The sequence below is a fragment of the Rickettsia akari str. Hartford genome (genome assembly GCF_000018205.1).
Taxonomy (GTDB): Bacteria; Pseudomonadota; Alphaproteobacteria; order Rickettsiales; family Rickettsiaceae; genus Rickettsia; species Rickettsia akari.
Genome location: NC_009881.1, coordinates 492,733 through 510,741, shown reverse-complemented (window position 1 = coordinate 510,741; position 18,009 = coordinate 492,733). Strand labels below are relative to the sequence as shown.

The window sequence follows — 18,009 nt, the reverse complement described above, 5'->3', positions numbered from 1 at the left end:
ATGAAATGAAAAATGTTTATGATCTGATTAATTCCTTAAATAAAAATATCATTCTAAGAGCAATGCAAGAGAAACAAAAAGTTCAATAAGCTTCCAATCAAAAAGCACAAGAGATTATAAGAAGTCAATTTTTATACCTTGATAATGCTGGAGATTTTTCAGACGGTCTACACAATTTATTTGAAGAGTTAAAAAATAAAAAAGAGAAAGTGGAAAAAGAATTTATAGAAGCTTCTAAAAAGATATTCAGCAAAAATATAGCAGTAAATAAAAATTACTTCCGTAATACTAATAATTCAAACAAATTAGATTTGCAATATAAGATGTTATTAATAGATCATGCAGATAATACCTTGCGAAATATAAAGGAGGCTCTAGTCTTATATGCCGGAAGTAATAACAATAACCAGATTGATATATTGTCTACAGAATTAGCAAATAAATTTAAAAATATATCAAATTTAATAAGGCAAAATGAATCAGTAATACAGAAAGAAATAAGTAAATATTCTCCTTCTTTAGAAACTATACCTGAAGATTCTATACCTAAGTCATCACCGGCAATAGTACATTCCTCAACAGCACTTTTTGTAAAACTAGAAAACTCATTCAATGCACTAGAACAATTCACTGATAAAATATTAATAGATGCAGGCAAAGCTTATGTACAACAAGCAAATATTAATCCTAAATCTAATAATGTTGCTAGATCTTCTTCTGTTGATTCAGGAATCGGTTCAAGTCAAGAAGAATTATCTACCACATTTGGAAAAAGCGGCTCTACTAATTTAATTGCAGCTCTTGATTTAGCACAAGCGAAAATTTTATCAAATTCAAATACAACAAAAGATAAGTTAACGGCAACAAAAGCATTACACAAATCTATCAAACAAAAAGAAGTAACTAATGAAAGACTTACTCAAAAAGAAATAGATAATATTTATAAAACACTAGGTATATTTGAAGAAATTCAGGAATATGAAAAGCGCGAAAATTCACGTGATCCTCGTTTGTTAAATAAAAACTACTATAAGCTAACGGATCCTCGTGAGGAGCGTAGAAGCGATAATATAGCTTTAGAGTGGGATGATCCCGGCATGTTAACTACTGATACCGATTTAGAGTAGGATGACACCGGAATGCTACCTCCTTCGCAAAATAGTACCGTTTTAGATAAATTAAAAGAAGCAGTAGATGATTATATATCTGAGCTACAAAATGAAAAATTATCTATAGATACATTACCGAAACATGTTAATATTGATAATGTATTACCTAAAATACGTAACTTGTTTAATCTGGAATACTTACCCTATATTCGGTGATACAATAAAGTTCTAAAAGATATTTAAAGAAGAGATAGATAAATTTACACAAGATTACATCTATATTTAAGTAATGTTAATAGAAATTTAGGAAGAAGCGAATTTTTAGCAAGTATGGTATTGACTTCTCAAAAAGATGAGAGAATGAACGATATATTAGATAAGCTTCAAAAAATTTCTACTAATTGTAGTAAGATAAGTAATAGTGATGATAAGTTTCATAAAAAGATTAAAGAATCTTTTGTAGAAATTAATACCACATTAAAAAATATAATAGAATATAAAGACCAAAAATAGAATATTTAAATTCCAATATAGAAAAAGTTCACAACAATTTATCTAGTTTAGAATCTGTTACTTATGAATTATCTAAAAATATATCTCTGAAACACATTGAGCAATCAACCAAAGAGCAGCCTAAAATATCTACAGGAGCAAAAGAAACAGACTGTAGAAAAACAACATGAAAATACTCAATCTGACTATATAACTCCTAAGAAAAATTTTGAGTTTGAAAATCGAGCTGAAGAAATTAAAGAAAATAGCACCAAAAATTTAATAAACAAATTTGAAAAAGGCTGTGATAGTAAAATAACAAGATACTGGACATCACCGGCAGCATGGGATAAATGAGAGGAAGACAAACACAAAGGCACAGAGAAAGAGAATGAACTAATAAGACCTCGTACAAAATTTGCAATAGAACATTCTAAGCAAGCTCAATCTAAAGATAATGCACCTAAAAGGCACACTAAGAATTATATAGAAGCTAGTGAAGATACACATATAAAAGAAGGCAATACAAAAAACTTAAAAGACAGATTTGAAAACTTAGCAAAAAAAAGCGAAGCAAATTGGGACACAAGCATAGCCAAGCTCCAAATCTTCAAGCAGCCCTAGCATAAAACCTACAGGTCACAGTAAAGACGGAAGAGTTATCTAAGAAAATTGATTTTATTCTTGTTTTTGAGTCTGTTGCATTGCGCATTTATGTCATTCCAGCAAAAACAATAAAAAATACTAATAATTTTAGTATTTTTAACTGGATCCAGTGGGTTAAACCACGAGATGACAGAGATGAAATTAAGCCATGTAATAAAACCTTTAGTTGCTCACAATGACGATTTAGTATTAATGCAAGGATAACATCTTACGTAAAACTAACACTGTACTCATTAATATTATAAGCAAAAATATGAACAAGCTTAAAGTTAGAGATAGTGACTTAAAATTTTGCCACAACAACATACTAAAGAAAGGAGTAGTGGAGGATAGAATAATACCTCCAAAAGAATGAGATAGACTATAAAGCCTCATTTTAATATTAGTCTTAAACAAAGATTGAACAATAACTTGTAGCGGTACTGCATAAAATGCTGCAAGCCCTATTAATATAACGGGACAGAGCATATTAAATGTTTGTTTATATAACATTATTTGCATTCCTAAAGCAACAATAATGCTAGCAAATACAGTCAATGTAATCTGTTTTAAAGGGTTTATTTTATCAGCAAGCAGCCCTGCAAAGACGGCTGATATTCCATAGGTAGTAGTAAGAGCTATATTCATAAATCTTATTTCAGGATGATTTACAAAAGCTATTTTTGTTAACAAAACTCCCAAGAAAATTACTAAAAAGTGATACACTCCTCCAATAGCACCGTTTATTAGTAATGCTATTATAAAGGATAGTGTATTATCTTTGATAATTTGCCGAGCGTCATTTAGAAAGCTTAATACAAGCGAATTTTGCGGAATTCGTCTGTGCTCACGTACTTTTGTACGCTCCGCATACTCTTCCTTAAATTCATCTGGTCGCAATCTTTCTAAATTTAGCTCTATAGTACTTTTATAATATAAAAATTCTCTACTTTCTTTAAAAAAATTTCTTATCAAAATAGCAAATAAACCAAATATTGTACCGATAAAGAAATTTAAACGCCATAAATACCATATACTAGAATTACTAACATAATAATAAGCTATAGCCGCAAGTAATGCACCTATTTGGCTACAGCATGAAACTATTCCTATATTTAAATTTTTCCGATTATCTCCTGTTTTTTCAGCTACATAAATTTTTATTCCGTCAACTTCTCCGGCAAGGCTTGCTAAAAAAAACATGCGACATAATGTTAATATTACCGTAGCAAAAATACCTATCATCTCAAAGGAAGGAGTAATAGCAATTAATCCGGTAGAAATGCTACTCATAAACATTGATATCTTAATAGATTTAATACGCCCGTATTTATCTCCGATAAATCCAAAAATTAAAGACCCTAAAGGTCGCACTATAACGGCTGCACTAAGAATTGCAAAAAAACCGAGTAGTTGTTTATCTTGCTCTATATCAGGTAAGAAATTTTGTGCAAGAATACTAGCCGATAAACCGAATAGAGCATAATCATAATAACGGATAATCGTTGTAAAAAATGCAACTAAAAAAGCTGAATTAGACATATAATATTTGCTTTTGGTGACAACATAATATGATACAAACTCTTTATGCTGTGTGACAGAAAATTAATTTAATATATTTTACTATTGTAGTTTTAATTGTACTATTTTTTCGGTATATATTCAATTTTTACCAATTTTAAAAATATGCACTTAGAATATAACGTTACTATATCTGAAAATGGCAAAATAAATATTCCTGCAAAAATTGGTGATCAATTACATCTTTCTTCAAGAGATCAGTTAATGCTAATACTTGGTCAAGAATTAACATTGATTCCTCTAAAAAATAAAATTAAAGAATTGCAAGCATTAGTAAAATCTAAGAATAAAGATAACATATCATTAGTTGATTCTATCATGGAATCAAGAAGCAAGGAATTTAATAATGAATAAATATATTTTAGATTCATCTGCTTTACTTGCATTATTTAACTCAGACACCGGTAGTGACAAGATTGAAGAATTATTACCGTTATCTATATATGTCTACAGTAAATATAGCAGAAGTAATGGCTGAACTGGATCAAAAATTGAATATATCTTTTATTCAAAGTAAAAAAATGATTGCAGCTTCAATAAATAAAATTGTAGCCTTAGATTTTGATCAAGCGATAGAAATTGGATGCTTAGAGAAAGAAACAGAACAATTTGGTTTATCGCTTGGTGATAGAGCCAGTATTAGTTCTAAGATTAATTACAGGATATCTTATATATACTGCAGATAAAATTTGTGCTAAACTGCAACTAAACAACTCTCAGCTATAAGCTGAGATGTTATAAATAGAAGTGTAATCGATTAGAAATAGGTCATCATTAATAGTTTCACCTTCTTGCTCATCAATATACTGCTGTATCATTTCATCAGTAATATTACCCAAATTAACTGCCATATAACCTCTAGCCCAAAAATGATTGCCCCAATACTGCTTTCTCAAATAAGCAAATTCTTGCAATAATATTCTTGAGCTACTGCATTTTCAATACTGCACAAGTTTGCTAGGTGTTATTTGCGGTCTATACTAGATAAACATATGAACATGATCACAAGCTACTTTGCCTAAAATTATCTGTACTTCATGTTCTATACAAATACTCCTAAATAAATCTCTAGATCTCTCTTCGCTACCTTTCACGTTAATACACTCTTGCTATACTTTGGTACCCACATATTGTAAAATCATTCTAATTCGTTAATAGTTTATTTTATAATGAAATTTCCATTATGATACTATAATAATTACATTCCTCTTCCTGAGTTTTGCTTTTCTATTTTTTTTCTTTGTGCTTCCATAGCTTTTACCAATCCTTCTTTATGCTTATCTCCTTCCTGAGGTATTTGTTTACCAATATCTTGCGCCTCTTTTTTTACAATATTTGGAATTGACGGAGGAGGAGGTGGAACAGGAATACCACTCCCAGGCATTGGAGGCGGTACCGGTATAGTACCACTAGACATAGTTGGAGTAATTTGTGAAGCTTGATTAGCAGCTTCTGCTTGCTGCTGCTTTATCTTCTCTTCTTTCATACGTTTTATAGCTGCTAATGCTCCTTGTTGCTGTAAATCTGCAGCTGTCGGTGCTCCTTTCGTAGGCGATGAGGGGTTATTTTTATTATCAAACTTTTTTTCTCTATCTGAAGCACTATTAATAATATTATATTCTTTTTCTATAGCTTGAAATTGATTATTAATAGATTCCAATTCTGCAACAATTTTCCATCTTTCTTCTCTAGTAATATTAGAATTAGATTTTTTTTCTTCAAGCCCCTTTTTTTTATCTTCTAATGCTTTCTGTTTTTGTTTTAATTCTTCTAAAACTTTTGCATGATTATCTGTTTGAATTTTAGGTTCTTTATTTTGATTTATTGGAGTATCAACATTTTGCTTCCTTTGTGCACTCTTCCATGCTAACTCTTCTATAAAAGAATTAAATTTTGGCTTTTTTACTTGTTGATATGAACTCTTTATTAGTATTTCTACCGGCTTTATTCCTATCTCTGCTTGTGTGAGATCTTCAAAAATCTCTTTAGAAGCCAAAGGTTTTTCAGGTATTTGTTGATTTGTTTGCTGTACAATTTCTGTAATTTCTTTAATATTTTTATGTAGTTCTGCAATAGAACTAGCTCGTTCTAATTCTTGTTTAGGATTGCTAATATTCTCATACCGACTCTTTAAATCTTCTTTTAAATAATCATAAGTTGCTTTCACAGATGTTACTTTAGTTTCAAAGCTTGCGGTAATTTGTGATGCTAATGTTAATGATTGTTCTGAAGGCTGCTTTCCTTCTTCACTTAAAGGCTGAATTATGATTTTAGACTTTTCTCCTAAAAACCATCTTGAAAATACACTTGGTTTATAGACTTGAATTGTTGCTTTACCGCCTTTCTCATCTTTAACTATTACACTTCCTTCATAACCGGTAAACTTATTAAGCAATGTTTTAGGGTTCTTAAATTCTGCCGTTAAATTATTATTTTGTAATTTAGAAAATACGTCTTGAATAGTGCTTTTTTCTTCTAAGAATTTATTTAATTTTTTAAAAGTTTGATCATTTTGCGAACTGATATTATATATCTCATAACCAGGACTACTATCTACAAAATTTAGTACGAAAGGCTTAGCTTTTATTCCGTCATACATCTTTTTCAAAAAAGTATCATTAAAATTTTGACTTTCGTTAGTACCTTTTAAATTATTCTTTAACTGCTCAAAAGTCATTTTTTTTGGTTTGACAATACTAGGATTATGCAAGTCTGTATTAAGCATAATCGTTTGGTAAGCTAGTATATACGCGGCATCCTTACTTTTTATTTCACCGTTTAAATTTTGTTCATAATAGTTTGTTCCAAAACTTTCGACTAACCTATCTATTTTTTGAGCTTCGCCCGGTAATTTAAATGATTGTAAAAACCCACGTAAACTTTCTAAATAATCTTTTTCTTTAAAATTCAATTGCTTAGTAAAACTCTCTAATACTGTTTTATTATCGATGCCATCTGTTCCAAGATAATCTCCTACAAACTCTAAATTTAGATTACTTTTTTCCTCATAAAAAAATTGAGCAGTTTCTTTTGCAAAATCTTTATTATTATCAGCACACCATTGTTTAATTCTTACAATTCCGCTTTTTGGTTTATCATTAAAAAGTTTTATTACTTCGTTTTGTACTAATGAGTCCATTTTATCCATCCCAAGTTAATTAAATATCTAGCCATTAAAGACCTTTTATAGATTAAACACAAGCAAAAGACACAATTTATTAATATTTTACTATCTATTACTGTGGCTTGTAAGATTTTATTCAGAAATTGATATTAACAAACAATATAATTTTTAGAGGCTAATTGATAAGATTTTTGCAAGAATAATTACTCGTATTGCAAAAAAAACTTATCATTCGCAGCAAAAAAAATTAAATTATCGGTTAAAATTTATTTATAGATAGCCTCCTAAACCTCTTTTATAGCCTCAACGCAAGCAAAAGTTGCTATTTTTAGTATTTCATTAGCTGTGGCTGTAGCTTGAAGTATTTGAACGGGTTTTTCAAAACCGTTTGTTATAGGACCTATGAAGCTATTGGATGAAAATTCTTGTAATAATTCAGTAGAAATAGACGCTGAATTTAAACCAGGCATAATTAATATATTTGCAGATCCTGATAATCTACAAAATTTATATAATTTACGTAAATCACCGTCTAAAGCTACCTTAACCGACATTTCTCCATCATATTCAAAATCTACTTTCATGCCGCTCAGCTCTTTTTTGTCTTTACTAAAATTATCTAGTATATTTACTGCTTCACAAATACGAGCTGTTGTTGCCTTAGAAGCATTACCGAAGCTGGAACAAGAAAGAAATGCAACTCTTGGGGTAATACCCATATTTTTAGCAATTTCTGCAGTTTGTGTTGCGATTTGAGCAAGCTCTAAGCTGTTTGGATATGCAGTAATACAATTATCAGAAATAATAATATTATTGTCTTTAGCAATCATAATTGAATAGCCAAGGATTCTACGATTATGTTTTGGCGAAATTACTTTCATGATATTCTCTAAACTATCTATATAGCTTTTAGTAACACCGGTTAAAAGAGCATCACCGTCACCGCACGCTACAATACAAGCAGCAAAAATATCCTTATCTGTTTCAACAAGTTTAGCACAATCACGATATAAATAGCCTTTTCTCTGAAGTCTTTTATATAAATAATCAATATATTTCTCTAAACTATCAGTTAAAGATGCATTCATTATTTGAATTCCGTCTAAGCTAACATATTGACCTATCTTTTTTAACGTAGCCTCAATCCGCTCAACACGACCGATTATAATCGGATGACCATATTTCTCGTCTCGCATCATAAGGGCGGCAGAAATGACTTCTTCTTCTTCACCTTCAGCAAAAACAATCCGCTTAAGCGGTGCATTATGAATTTTTTCAGCTAAGAAATTCATATAGTTAGCAGTAGGGTTTAATCTACTACCCAATTCTTTCCTATATTTACCTATACTCAAATCTTTAACCTTAGCAACACCGCTTTCTATTGCAGCAACAGCAACTGCCGCTGCTACTACGGTAATTAAACGAGGATCAAACGGTACGGGAATAATATATTCCTTACAAAAAACCATCTTACGCCCTGAGTAAGCTTTAGATACCTCTTCCGGTACAGGTCTACGTGCTAAATCTGCAATAGCTTTTGCTGCAGCTATTTTCATTTCCATATTAATGGTCGTGGCTCTTACGTCTAATGCTCCTCTAAAAATATAAGGAAATCCCATAACATTATTAATCTGATTATTATAATCAGATCGCCCTGTTGCTATAATTGCATCATCTCGTACAAACTTTATATCTTCAGGAGTAATTTCAGGATCAGGGTTAGCCATAGCAAAAATAATCGGATTATTTGCCATCCTTTTCACCATCTCTTTAGTTACCACCCCTTTTACCGATAACCCTATAAATACATCCGCATTATTTAAGCTTTCCGCTAAAGTTCTAAACTTGGTATCGCTTGCATATAGCTCTTTCCATTTATTCATACCTTCTAGGCGTCCTTTGTACACCACACCTTTAGTATCACATAAAATAATCTTTGATTTATCGGCTCCAAGAGCAATTAATAAATCAATGCAAGCAATAGCAGCGGCCCCTGCTCCATTTACTACTATTTTTAGATCTTCAAGCTTGCGATTAGTAAGATATGCTGCATTTATTAGCCCTGCAGCGGTAATAATCGCCGTTCCATGCTGATCGTCATGAAAGACTGGTATATCCATTAAAGATTTTAATTTTTCTTCTATAATAAAACATTCAGGAGCTTTAATATCTTCGAGGTTAATACCGCCGAAGCTATAACTAAGATATTTTACAGCATTAATAAATTCTTCAGGGTCTTCCGTATTCACTTCCAAGTCAATTGCATCAATATCGGCAAATTTTTTGAATAGTACGGCTTTACCTTCCATTACCGGTTTTGAAGCAGCCGCTCCTAAATTACCAAGCCCAAGTACTGCAGTACCGTTAGAGATTACGGCAACTAAATTACCACGAGCGGTATATTTATATACATCCTCTAAATTTTTAGCAATTTCAAGGCAAGGAGCTGCAACACCTGGCGAATAAGCAAGCGATAAATCTTGCTGAGTAACTAAAGACTTTGTAGCAGTAATAGCAATTTTACCAGGCTTATCTTTTTCATGATATTCAAGGGCCTCAGCATAATTTATTCTATTCATTTCATCCATTTTAGAAATTCCTGTTTTGTTTGTTTTTCTTGTGTCACCCCGTCACTTGATCACATAGTCTTGTATCACACAGGCTACGTCCTGAGATACCGAGATCAAGTCGCGGTATGACATTCAAAATCCCTATCCCATCACATGCATAATAATTGATATAGTAACTACCGAGAAAAAAGTAGTCAATGTTATAATCGATGCCATAGAGTCAGGATCACCGTCAAGCTGACGAGATAAAACATAAGCCGTACTTGCACATGGAAGACAGCTATATAATATCCCAACCGATCTATCTATCCCCTCAATTGACATTAACCATAATACTATTACGCTCACTAGAGGAAATGCAACTAATTTAATAAAGCTTGTAAACACTACATTATGTAAAAGCTCTTGTCTAATAGTAAAATTAAGCCCTGATCCAACATTTAACATACCAATAGCTAAAGCGGCATTAGAAAGGCTATCTAGCGTTTTCTTAAGCACTAAATGTAATGCAAGATTTGAGTAATTAAAAACGAATCCTACCAAACTTGCAATAATTAACGGATTACGCACAATTAATTTCATCATCAAAACAAAGTTAGTTCTAATAGTATTAGTAACGGATTTATTAGGGATGTAATAAGCGAAAATCATTACCGATAAAATATTGGTAAAAATAATCATATAAGAGGAAATAACAGCAACAATCGAAAGCCCGCTAGGACCAAGCAAAGGGCTACTCACGCCAAAAAAAATGTAGCTATTATAACGAATTGATCCTTGAAACATGGAAGTAAATTGGACTGTATCTATATTGTATTTTTTTTGGTAGATTATAAGGCCGATTGATACAAGGATAGTGGAAATAACAAGAGCCACTACTAACTTAATTATCGATGCAACGCTTAAGTCGGCAGTAGATACATAATTAAAAAGCATGGCAGGGAATAGTACAAAATACGATAATTTCTCAATACCACGCCAAAATTCTTCTGAAGTTAACCATTTATTTTTGATAATACTACCAAGAAGCGTAATTAAAAAAATAGGTAACGTACTACAAAAAATTTCATTCATTTGTTAATAGCTTTTATTTTCTGTGTCATCCCGCGACTTGATCGCGGGATCCAGTCTTTTTTATTTTTTTCTAGATAACATGGTCAACTTACCTGCGACCAACTTCTTCGTTTCCTGCACCCCGTAAAGCTTTATAAAAGTTCCGAGTCTTGGACCTTCGCTTTGCCCAAGCAATATCTGATATAAATCTTTAAAGTAATCACGCAGATTTTCATATCCTGCTCTCATTCCTATATCATATATTGCTTTCTGAATGCCTTCCGCCTCCGTTTGATCAGATATATCAGATAACATATCTAATATATCCCGTAAAATAACATTATGCTTTTCGGAAGGAGCTAAATATGATTTATGTGCTTTAATAAAGTCATTGTAGTATCTTATAGCAAATTCTGCTAAGTGGTCAAGATAAGGGCTAGTATTTGGAGTTGCTTTTGGCTCATATTTGCTAATAAATCCCCAAAGTACCGTTTTATCGGAAGGATTACACACAGAAGTAAGATTTAAAAGCAATACATAGGTAATGCCAAAAGTCTCAATTTTCGGTACATTCCCGTGATGTATGTGATAAACTGGATTTGCAAAACGCTTTGCCCTATCCTCTTCTAAATGATATTTCTGATTAAAAGTAATATATTCATCAACATTTTTAGGAATTACATCAAAAAACAAACGCTTAGCTCTAGTCGGATTTTGGTACATAAATAATGCCATACTTTCAACGGGAGCATATTTAAGCCAATCATCAACACTAATACTATTACCTTTTGATTTTGATATTTTCTCACCGTTTTCATCTAAAAATAGCTCATAACATAGCTGCACTGGCGGCTTGCCTCCTAGGATTCGGCAAATTTCCGAATAAAGTCGAGCATTTGCTAGATGGTCTTTGCCGTACATTTCATAATCGACTTTAAGAGCAGCCCAGCGCATACCGAAATCCGGCTTCCACTGTAATTTACAATGCCCTCCCGTTACCGGTACTTCTATATAATTACCGGCTTCGTCTTTATATGTAACAGTACCTACTTTAGCATCCCATTTCTCTATAGGTACTTGCAGTACCTTACCTGTTTTCAGGCATACAGGCATGAAAGGCGAATATGTAGCCTTTCGCTCTTCTCTAAAGGTCGGTAGCATCAGCTCCATTATCTTGTCATATTGCTCTAGCACTCTTATCAGCATTTCATCAAACATACCGGCTTTATAACAGTTAGTACTGCTATAAAATTCATACTTAAAGCCAAATTTATCAAGGAATGAGCGAAGCTTTGCGTTCATATAATGTCCATAACTTTCACACTCACCGAACGGATCAGGGATAGAAGTAAGCGGCATATCCATATACCCAGCTACCATTTCAGGATGTGGGATATTACTAGGAACTTTACGAAGTCCGTCCATATCATCAGAAAAGCAAATTAGCTTAGTAGGAATATCGGATAATTGCTCAAACGCTTTCTGCACCATCACTATACGGGCATTTTCACCAAAAGTACCTATATGAGGCAAACCTGAAGGACCGTACCCCGTTTCAAATAATAAGTAACCTTTTTCAGGAGTTTTACCGTTTAAGCTGTCTAATATTTTCTTAGCCTCAACAAAAGGCCAAGCGTTTGACTTAATAGCATCTTCCCAAATTTCTGACATTTATTTTTCTTGCACTTTAATTAATAATCAGTGACAATATACTAAATTTATTTATTTGTAAATTTGTAAAATATCACTTGAATTTTTTAATGTCATCCCATGGCTTGACCACAGGATCCAGTCTTTTTAGTTTTTCCGGATACAGCGGTCAAGCAGCTATATGACATTGAATTCATATACTTAACCATAACCTTAAAAAACGATGCCATTTACTACTATTATAAATTACATCAGAAAAGATAGCTATAAAGTTCTACATTTAGGACTAATTGCAATTTCTATAATAGCACTTGCTACCGCTTATATTGCCGAATACATATTCCATTATACACCATGCCCTTTATGCGTTTATGAAAGGTTTCCCTATTTAACGCTAATCAAAATTTGCTTAACTGCTTTAATTATCAGACAATTAAGCAAATATACGCTCATATTCATTTTCCTAACCATTCTTAGCTCTTGCATATTATCAACATATCATAGCTTCGTAGAAAGAGGGATAGTACAACCGAGTGCTCTTTGCTCATCGATGATCCGTATCCCGAAAGGCTTGTCTATACAACACATCAAGCAAATGCTCTACTCTCAGCCAATCACTTCATGCACGAAACCCGCAATCACAATCTGCGGTATTTCTATGACGGAGTATAATCTACTCTTAAATATCGGTCTCCTAATCTGTTTACTCCTGGTGTGGTTTTATCCAAAAAAATCTTAGTTTTAAAGCAACAGCAATCAATTTCATTTTCACTTTCGTGGAGAAGTATTGTTGTGTGGACCAGGAAATCCATTCGGTGTCATCCCGTTGCTTGACCACGGGATCCAAGAGATAACTAACGCTACCTCAAAGATAGAAGCACCTCTTTACACAATGAAGTACGTACAGGAAATGTAAAGGCTATTAAGCTTTTAATTACCCAAGGTACAAATTTTAATATTACAGATGATCAAGGAAAAACTCCTTTAGATTATGCACATACAGAAAAAATTAAACAAATCTTAACTACAGCAATGTAGGCAAACCAAACATTGACTTACTCTAATATAACCCCGATTATGGATAAGGAATAGAGAGGCAGGAAGGTTGCAAGACTTATTAAACCTTATATAAATAATAGGACACTGAAGGAGTAAAATAAAGGTTTAATAACATGTGTAAATATACTACAATATTCTATATGGTCGATGAATTTTGTAAAATTTATGCGAAATTGGTAAAACATCAATTGCTGAAAAGTAATAAGCAAAGATTTAGAGAAGGTAAGCTTTCCTTAAGTGAATAACTCTAAATAATAATTTTTACCATTTTAGTGCATATAAATATTTAAAAGCTTATTATAAAAACTTTGTTATTAATGGTAATTTGTTCACGAATCCACATTGTTATGAGAGATTTGTTCAGCTTATTCCTTCATTATTTCTGCCATTGATTGTGATATTACATTACTTAAGTGAAAAAGAACGGGAATGTATTATATGGTCTCCCATCTTATTCTATTCGCTATATGGATGACGGCGCAACCATATACAGTGAATCTGAATCACTTTATTCTAATGATAAAGTTAAAGTTATCAGTCATGATACCAGATATTTTAATAAATATTGCAAAAATGGGACGTAGTTCTGTCGATTGGTTTGTTAGATTCAAGCTTCATATGATCATCAATGATAAGGGAGAAATTATTGCTGTTAAAATTATCAACGGTAATGTTGATGACATAATTGCATTTGAAGCAATGGTTATCAAAAAGGTCTCAAATGTAATTTGGCACTAATTTAGCCGTCGATATTAATATTGAATTGTAAAATCTCTCTAAGTTCTTTTAAAGAAAAACCCGGTGGTTTTAGGTAGTCTAGTACTACCTTACCACTATCAAGTACTATAAGCCTTTTGCCGTAATTTACGGCATCTTCCAAATTATGCGTGATCATCACGGAAGTTATCTTATGTTGTTCTATAATCTCTGCTGTTTTTTTCATCACTTCCAAAGAAGCTTTCGGATCTAAATTTGCTGTATGCTCGTCTAGAAATAATATTTTAGGCGGATGAACTATGCTAAATGCCAGCAATATAATCTGCTTTTCTCCGCCCGAAAATTTACCAAGCGGCTGTGAAAGTAATGGTAAAAAACGCTGAGGTGCACCGGTCAGTTCTAGCACCTCGCTAAAACTTAACCGTTCATTACTAGGGAATCTACTTTCCCATATGATAATATTTTCCTCAAGCGTTAGCTCGGTAAATAGCCTCTCCTCAGCTTTTTGTGTTAGTGTAACCAGCGTACGAGCTTTCTGAGCTTTAGGTATTTTATCAATTCTGATTTGATCTAAAAATACTTTCCCACTAGTAGGCTTCAAATAACCGGCAAGTATTTTAGCTAAAGTAGACTTGCCGCTCCCGTTATGACCTAATATTACGATAAACTCTTCTTTAGCAATATTTAAAGTAGTTTCAGCAATTATAGACTCGGTTCTTTCTCTCACTTTGAACTCTATATTTTCTGCATATAAATAAGGTTTCATAATTTTGTCTTTTAAAGCGTTTTTATATTGATGTCATTCCCGCCTACGCTGGAATGACATCAATAATGCAACAACACATGGAGTCGTACACAACAATGACTCTAGTATCCACACAATTACTGCTTACTCACAGTACTGAGCGAAATAAACAATACTATCCCTAAAATAAGCTTAAGGTTTATAGGATCGATGCCAATTTGGAGTAAAAGGCTCAGAGCAATAAAGTAAAATAATATACCTACAAAACAAGAAAATATCTCTTTAAATGCATTGAAATTATTAGCATTGATTAAAATATGCCGCCCTATAACAATTGCACCGATACCAACTAGCGCCACCCCAAAACCCATATTAATATCGGCAAAACCGTTTATTTGTGCCGATAAAGTGCCAGTTAAAGCAGCTAGGCAGTTGCTTATACTAAGCCCAAGCATGCGATAAAGCTCGGCAGGTTTTCCTAAGTTAATCAATAAATCTTTATTAAAACCAAAAGCACGAAGAAATAAACCAAGCTTACCTTTCAATAAAATTATAACAGCAGATATAATAAGACAATTAATTGTTATTAAAGGTATTAACCAATTATCAAGATCTAATATAGATAACAGAGTTGGCATACCGAGAACCGATATATTAGGACGCTGCATAATTTGTAAGTTCATGGAATAAAGCATAAAATTTGCAAGTATTCCAGATATCAGCCCGTTAATGCGGTTATTTTTCTGCATAAAACTCACTATGCTGCCGATAATTCCTCCTGATATTACGGCAAATATTAATGCAGGAAATAACCCCAATGAAATAGTGCGGGCAAATACAGCAGCTCCTAGTACATAAGTACCGTCTACGGTAAGATCGGTAAGTGTTAGAATACGATAACTTATATACATTCCTAAAATAAGCGGCAGCATTATTAAGGATTGCTCAAGAGCAGTAACTAAAATGTTCATGTTACTACTCTGTAAGTTCTTTTTTAGTCAAAGGAAGTACGGATAAATTTTCCTTAGTCAGAATATCTTGTTTAACAAATGATTTAAGGTTAATAAATAAAGTTAAGTCTTGCATATCCACAAATGGAATATCTTGCGGCTCTATTCCTTGTAAGATTTTTTTTGCCATTAAACCTGCTTCTACCCCTATTTGCTTCTCTTGTACTCCTACCGCAATAGTTGCCCCGCTAATTACCGACCCTTCATCGGAAGCAATGATAGGAATGCGGCGTTTAAATGCTTCTTGCTTTATAATATTCATTCCGCTGACTATTAAGTGATCTTTTAGAATTATAAAACTCTGCGTATTTTCAGGAGCATTTTTTACAGCGACCGGCATATCATTTAAATTTTGTATCATTACCGTGTGCAGAGAAATATTGTTTTTTCCAGCATATAATTTTAACATTTCTACTTCAGGTATAACTTTCTCGCTACTGCTATAAATTAAAGTGATATTCTGTAAAAAAGGTAATTTAATAAGGGTGTCGGTGATTTTTATCTCGTCGTTAACACCGGTAACTAAAGGTAGGTTTTTACTATTAATCATAGCAGCAGCACAAACAATTGGTTTATTTGTTATATGAGAAATCACAGTTTGGCTGGCTGTCGTGCCTATTGGAATTATTACATCAATATCCTGATCTCTTATTTGCTTTATAATAGCAAATAAAATATTAGAATCAGCATGAGCATTTTTAACTATAATTTCTGCATCTATATCTTTTAGCGACTCTTTAATTCCTAATATAATCTCGGTCATTGCAGCATGTTCAAGTGGAACAATAATTGCTACTTTTTTTTGATCCGCATAAATTGCAGCTGTGATAAATAAAACACAAAGAAAAGAAAAAAATTTTTGAAAAATACTAGAGATAAACATTTTAATATCCTGTCATAAGTTATAATTTAATAATCAAAATCTAAATTTGCATCAAACAATATAAACGCAAAAAACTATCTACGCCAACGCCAATTTTGTATTAAACTATTAAGCTTTAAAGATATCATAAATATTTTTAACTGTAGAAACATAAAGTAAAGATAAAAAACTCATCTTTCTTTGACTAGAAGCTAAATAGTCAAGAAAGCTCTACCTTAGAGGCTATCTGTAAATACATTGCAAGGATAATTAAATTATTTGTTCCTGCAAACAGCAAGATTTATTTGCAATACGAATAATATTTCTTCAAAAATCTTATCAATTTTTGCTAAAAAAGCTCTTTAACTACCAATTAAACTTATTTACAGATAGCATCTTAATCCTTAAGGTCTAGCACCATTTTAATATTATGTCAATAACCAATAAATAGTATTATATAAAAGAATTGCCTGAGATAGCCTATACCTCGATGTTATTAGTGCTTCTGTGAAAAGTTATGATTGTATCAAGTTGCTACGTAGAGCGATTGTACCTCTGTCATCACGTGGCTTGACCTTATAGTACCGAAACAGTTTTTTCTATGTCATTCCCGCGTAGGCAGGGAATCCAGTAAAGTACAGCTTCTAAAAAAACCTATGTAATAAAAAATCTTGAAAATTAAAGATTTTTTAGTCTGGATCCACGCTTTTAGCTAGGATGACATAGAGCTATTGAAAAAAATGTCCAGTACTATGGGCTTGACCACGGGAGCTAGTTAAAAATACTAAAATTATTAGTATTTTTATTGTTTTTATGGATCCACGTGGTAAGCGAACTAGGTGACACAGTGGGTTTTACTACTCCTCGTAAGGCATTGTTGCATGGACCGATTGTCTGTCATTGCGAGGAATTTACAGAGTAATTGACTAAGCAATACAGTTAAAAATTCTGATTTACAGAATTTTTTTATTATTGTTTCTGGATTATCACGTCGCGTCGCTCCTTGCAATGACAGTTCAGATATCCACGCAGGCAATACCCGCTCGCAATGACGATGCAGTATTTATGAAGCAAGACTTGCAAAATGAACAAGAAATTCATTTCTTAAACTCTGTATTTTCTGCTTGTTCTAATACCGTTTGCACTATTTATTATTTTGCTAGTATTTGGATTTTGTACTCTAGTAAATGCTATAGTTCACGATAAAAGTTCTCTTGCAATAGTCATTGATAATGCTTTATAATCAAAAGAGACGTCATGTTAATATTGCCATTCTTCTTTAGTAGTATTATTTAAGAAATAACTTTCTATTTCTTTGAATAGATATTCAATTTTATTATTAGCAGTATTTTCATGGTCACTTTTTAACTTTTCTTCTTCAGAACTATTAAA

The 18,009-nt window shown here is 32.4% G+C and carries 15 protein-coding genes and 4 pseudogenes; 10 read left to right on the top strand and 9 right to left on the bottom strand.

Annotated elements, in window-relative coordinates; all coding sequences use genetic code 11:
• Nucleotides 1–209 precede the first annotated feature (209 nt).
• From A1C_RS08520 to A1C_RS08510, 5 genes and pseudogenes are all read left to right on the top strand, one after another.
• Nucleotides 210–1,127, top strand: coding sequence for a hypothetical protein (locus A1C_RS08520; protein ID WP_232279071.1), 918 nt, complete (start codon nucleotides 210–212; stop codon nucleotides 1,125–1,127).
• A gap of 12 nt (nucleotides 1,128–1,139) precedes the next feature.
• On the top strand, nucleotides 1,140–1,325 hold the full coding sequence (locus tag A1C_RS08515) for a hypothetical protein (protein ID WP_088123979.1): 186 nt from the start codon (nucleotides 1,140–1,142) through the stop codon (nucleotides 1,323–1,325).
• Between the two features lie 114 nt (nucleotides 1,326–1,439).
• Nucleotides 1,440–1,622 (top strand): hypothetical protein, encoded by a 183-nt coding sequence (locus A1C_RS08065; protein ID WP_012149489.1) that lies wholly within the window; start codon nucleotides 1,440–1,442, stop codon nucleotides 1,620–1,622.
• Between the two features lie 96 nt (nucleotides 1,623–1,718).
• Entirely contained in the window at nucleotides 1,719–1,958 is a 240-nt protein-coding gene (locus A1C_RS02510) for a hypothetical protein (RefSeq protein WP_012149488.1), read from the top strand.
• Between the two features lie 129 nt (nucleotides 1,959–2,087).
• Nucleotides 2,088–2,268, top strand: a pseudogene (locus tag A1C_RS08510) (hypothetical protein).
• A 188-nt stretch (nucleotides 2,269–2,456) separates the two neighbouring features.
• On the opposite strand, the gene A1C_RS02505 reads toward A1C_RS08510, so the two are convergent.
• Nucleotides 2,457–3,788: an MFS transporter gene (locus tag A1C_RS02505; protein ID WP_012149487.1), complete on the bottom strand. Its 1,332-nt coding sequence runs from the start codon at nucleotides 3,786–3,788 to the stop codon at nucleotides 2,457–2,459.
• A gap of 144 nt (nucleotides 3,789–3,932) precedes the next feature.
• Between A1C_RS02505 and A1C_RS02500 the strand changes: the two genes are divergently transcribed.
• Entirely contained in the window at nucleotides 3,933–4,181 is a 249-nt protein-coding gene (locus tag A1C_RS02500) for an AbrB/MazE/SpoVT family DNA-binding domain-containing protein (protein ID WP_041816763.1), read from the top strand.
• A pseudogene (locus A1C_RS06745) lies at nucleotides 4,174–4,553 on the top strand (PIN domain-containing protein). The gene A1C_RS02500 and the pseudogene A1C_RS06745 overlap by 8 nt, the downstream one beginning before the upstream one ends.
• Here A1C_RS06745 and tnpA read toward each other — a convergent pair.
• From tnpA to A1C_RS02470, 5 genes and pseudogenes are all read right to left on the bottom strand, one after another.
• Nucleotides 4,544–4,956 (bottom strand): annotated as a pseudogene (gene tnpA, locus A1C_RS09670) (IS200/IS605 family transposase). The pseudogenes A1C_RS06745 and tnpA sit on opposite strands and share 10 nt — an antisense overlap.
• 69 nt (nucleotides 4,957–5,025) lie before the next feature.
• The gene (gene ralF, locus A1C_RS02485) at nucleotides 5,026–6,966 is read right to left on the bottom strand and encodes a T4SS guanine nucleotide exchange effector RalF (protein ID WP_041816762.1); all 1,941 of its coding nucleotides are present in this window, start codon (nucleotides 6,964–6,966) and stop codon (nucleotides 5,026–5,028) included.
• 269 nt (nucleotides 6,967–7,235) lie between these two features.
• Entirely contained in the window at nucleotides 7,236–9,539 is a 2,304-nt protein-coding gene (locus A1C_RS02480) for an NADP-dependent malic enzyme (protein WP_012149482.1), read from the bottom strand.
• A gap of 123 nt (nucleotides 9,540–9,662) precedes the next feature.
• On the bottom strand, nucleotides 9,663–10,595 hold the full coding sequence (locus tag A1C_RS02475) for an AEC family transporter (RefSeq protein WP_012149481.1): 933 nt from the start codon (nucleotides 10,593–10,595) through the stop codon (nucleotides 9,663–9,665).
• 60 nt (nucleotides 10,596–10,655) lie between these two features.
• Nucleotides 10,656–12,245, bottom strand: a complete 1,590-nt coding sequence (locus A1C_RS02470) for a lysine--tRNA ligase (protein WP_012149480.1) — start codon at nucleotides 12,243–12,245, stop codon at nucleotides 10,656–10,658.
• A gap of 202 nt (nucleotides 12,246–12,447) precedes the next feature.
• Here A1C_RS02470 and A1C_RS06735 point away from each other — a divergent pair, with 202 nt between their 5' ends.
• The 3 genes and pseudogenes from A1C_RS06735 to A1C_RS06730 all read left to right on the top strand — a co-directional run bounded on the left by A1C_RS06735 (nucleotide 12,448) and on the right by A1C_RS06730 (nucleotide 14,021).
• Nucleotides 12,448–12,963 carry a disulfide bond formation protein B gene (locus tag A1C_RS06735; RefSeq protein WP_012149479.1) on the top strand — a complete coding sequence of 172 codons (516 nt, stop codon included), beginning with the start codon at nucleotides 12,448–12,450 and terminating at the stop codon, nucleotides 12,961–12,963.
• Between the two features lie 143 nt (nucleotides 12,964–13,106).
• Nucleotides 13,107–13,262 (top strand): annotated as a pseudogene (locus tag A1C_RS09410) (hypothetical protein); the annotation flags it as partial.
• Between the two features lie 561 nt (nucleotides 13,263–13,823).
• On the top strand, nucleotides 13,824–14,021 hold the full coding sequence (locus A1C_RS06730) for a transposase (RefSeq protein ID WP_198282957.1): 198 nt from the start codon (nucleotides 13,824–13,826) through the stop codon (nucleotides 14,019–14,021).
• Between the two features lies 1 nt (nucleotide 14,022).
• On the opposite strand, the gene A1C_RS02460 is transcribed toward A1C_RS06730, so the two are convergent.
• The 3 genes from A1C_RS02460 to A1C_RS02450 all read right to left on the bottom strand — a co-directional run bounded on the left by A1C_RS02460 (nucleotide 14,023) and on the right by A1C_RS02450 (nucleotide 16,638).
• Nucleotides 14,023–14,766 (bottom strand): ATP-binding cassette domain-containing protein, encoded by a 744-nt coding sequence (locus tag A1C_RS02460; RefSeq protein WP_012149477.1) that lies wholly within the window; start codon nucleotides 14,764–14,766, stop codon nucleotides 14,023–14,025.
• Between the two features lie 116 nt (nucleotides 14,767–14,882).
• On the bottom strand, nucleotides 14,883–15,716 hold the full coding sequence (locus tag A1C_RS02455; protein ID WP_012149476.1) for an ABC transporter permease: 834 nt from the start codon (nucleotides 15,714–15,716) through the stop codon (nucleotides 14,883–14,885).
• A gap of 4 nt (nucleotides 15,717–15,720) precedes the next feature.
• Entirely contained in the window at nucleotides 15,721–16,638 is a 918-nt protein-coding gene (locus A1C_RS02450) for an ABC transporter substrate binding protein (protein WP_012149475.1), read from the bottom strand.
• Between the last annotated feature and the right edge of the window lie 1,371 nt (nucleotides 16,639–18,009).

Coding starts and splice junctions, on each gene's coding strand:
- A1C_RS08515 (WP_088123979.1), top strand. CDS start 1,140: ATGCTACCTCCTTCGCAAAATAGTACCGTTTTAGATAAATTAAAAGAA.
- A1C_RS08065 (WP_012149489.1), top strand. CDS start 1,440: ATGGTATTGACTTCTCAAAAAGATGAGAGAATGAACGATATATTAGAT.
- A1C_RS02505 (WP_012149487.1), bottom strand. CDS start 3,788: ATGTCTAATTCAGCTTTTTTAGTTGCATTTTTTACAACGATTATCCGT.
- A1C_RS02500 (WP_041816763.1), top strand. CDS start 3,933: ATGCACTTAGAATATAACGTTACTATATCTGAAAATGGCAAAATAAAT.
- ralF (WP_041816762.1), bottom strand. CDS start 6,966: ATGGACTCATTAGTACAAAACGAAGTAATAAAACTTTTTAATGATAAA.
- A1C_RS02480 (WP_012149482.1), bottom strand. CDS start 9,539: ATGGATGAAATGAATAGAATAAATTATGCTGAGGCCCTTGAATATCAT.
- A1C_RS02475 (WP_012149481.1), bottom strand. CDS start 10,595: ATGAATGAAATTTTTTGTAGTACGTTACCTATTTTTTTAATTACGCTT.
- A1C_RS02470 (WP_012149480.1), bottom strand. CDS start 12,245: ATGTCAGAAATTTGGGAAGATGCTATTAAGTCAAACGCTTGGCCTTTT.
- A1C_RS06735 (WP_012149479.1), top strand. CDS start 12,448: ATGCCATTTACTACTATTATAAATTACATCAGAAAAGATAGCTATAAA.
- A1C_RS06730 (WP_198282957.1), top strand. CDS start 13,824: ATGATACCAGATATTTTAATAAATATTGCAAAAATGGGACGTAGTTCT.
- A1C_RS02460 (WP_012149477.1), bottom strand. CDS start 14,766: ATGAAACCTTATTTATATGCAGAAAATATAGAGTTCAAAGTGAGAGAA.
- A1C_RS02455 (WP_012149476.1), bottom strand. CDS start 15,716: ATGAACATTTTAGTTACTGCTCTTGAGCAATCCTTAATAATGCTGCCG.
- A1C_RS02450 (WP_012149475.1), bottom strand. CDS start 16,638: ATGTTTATCTCTAGTATTTTTCAAAAATTTTTTTCTTTTCTTTGTGTT.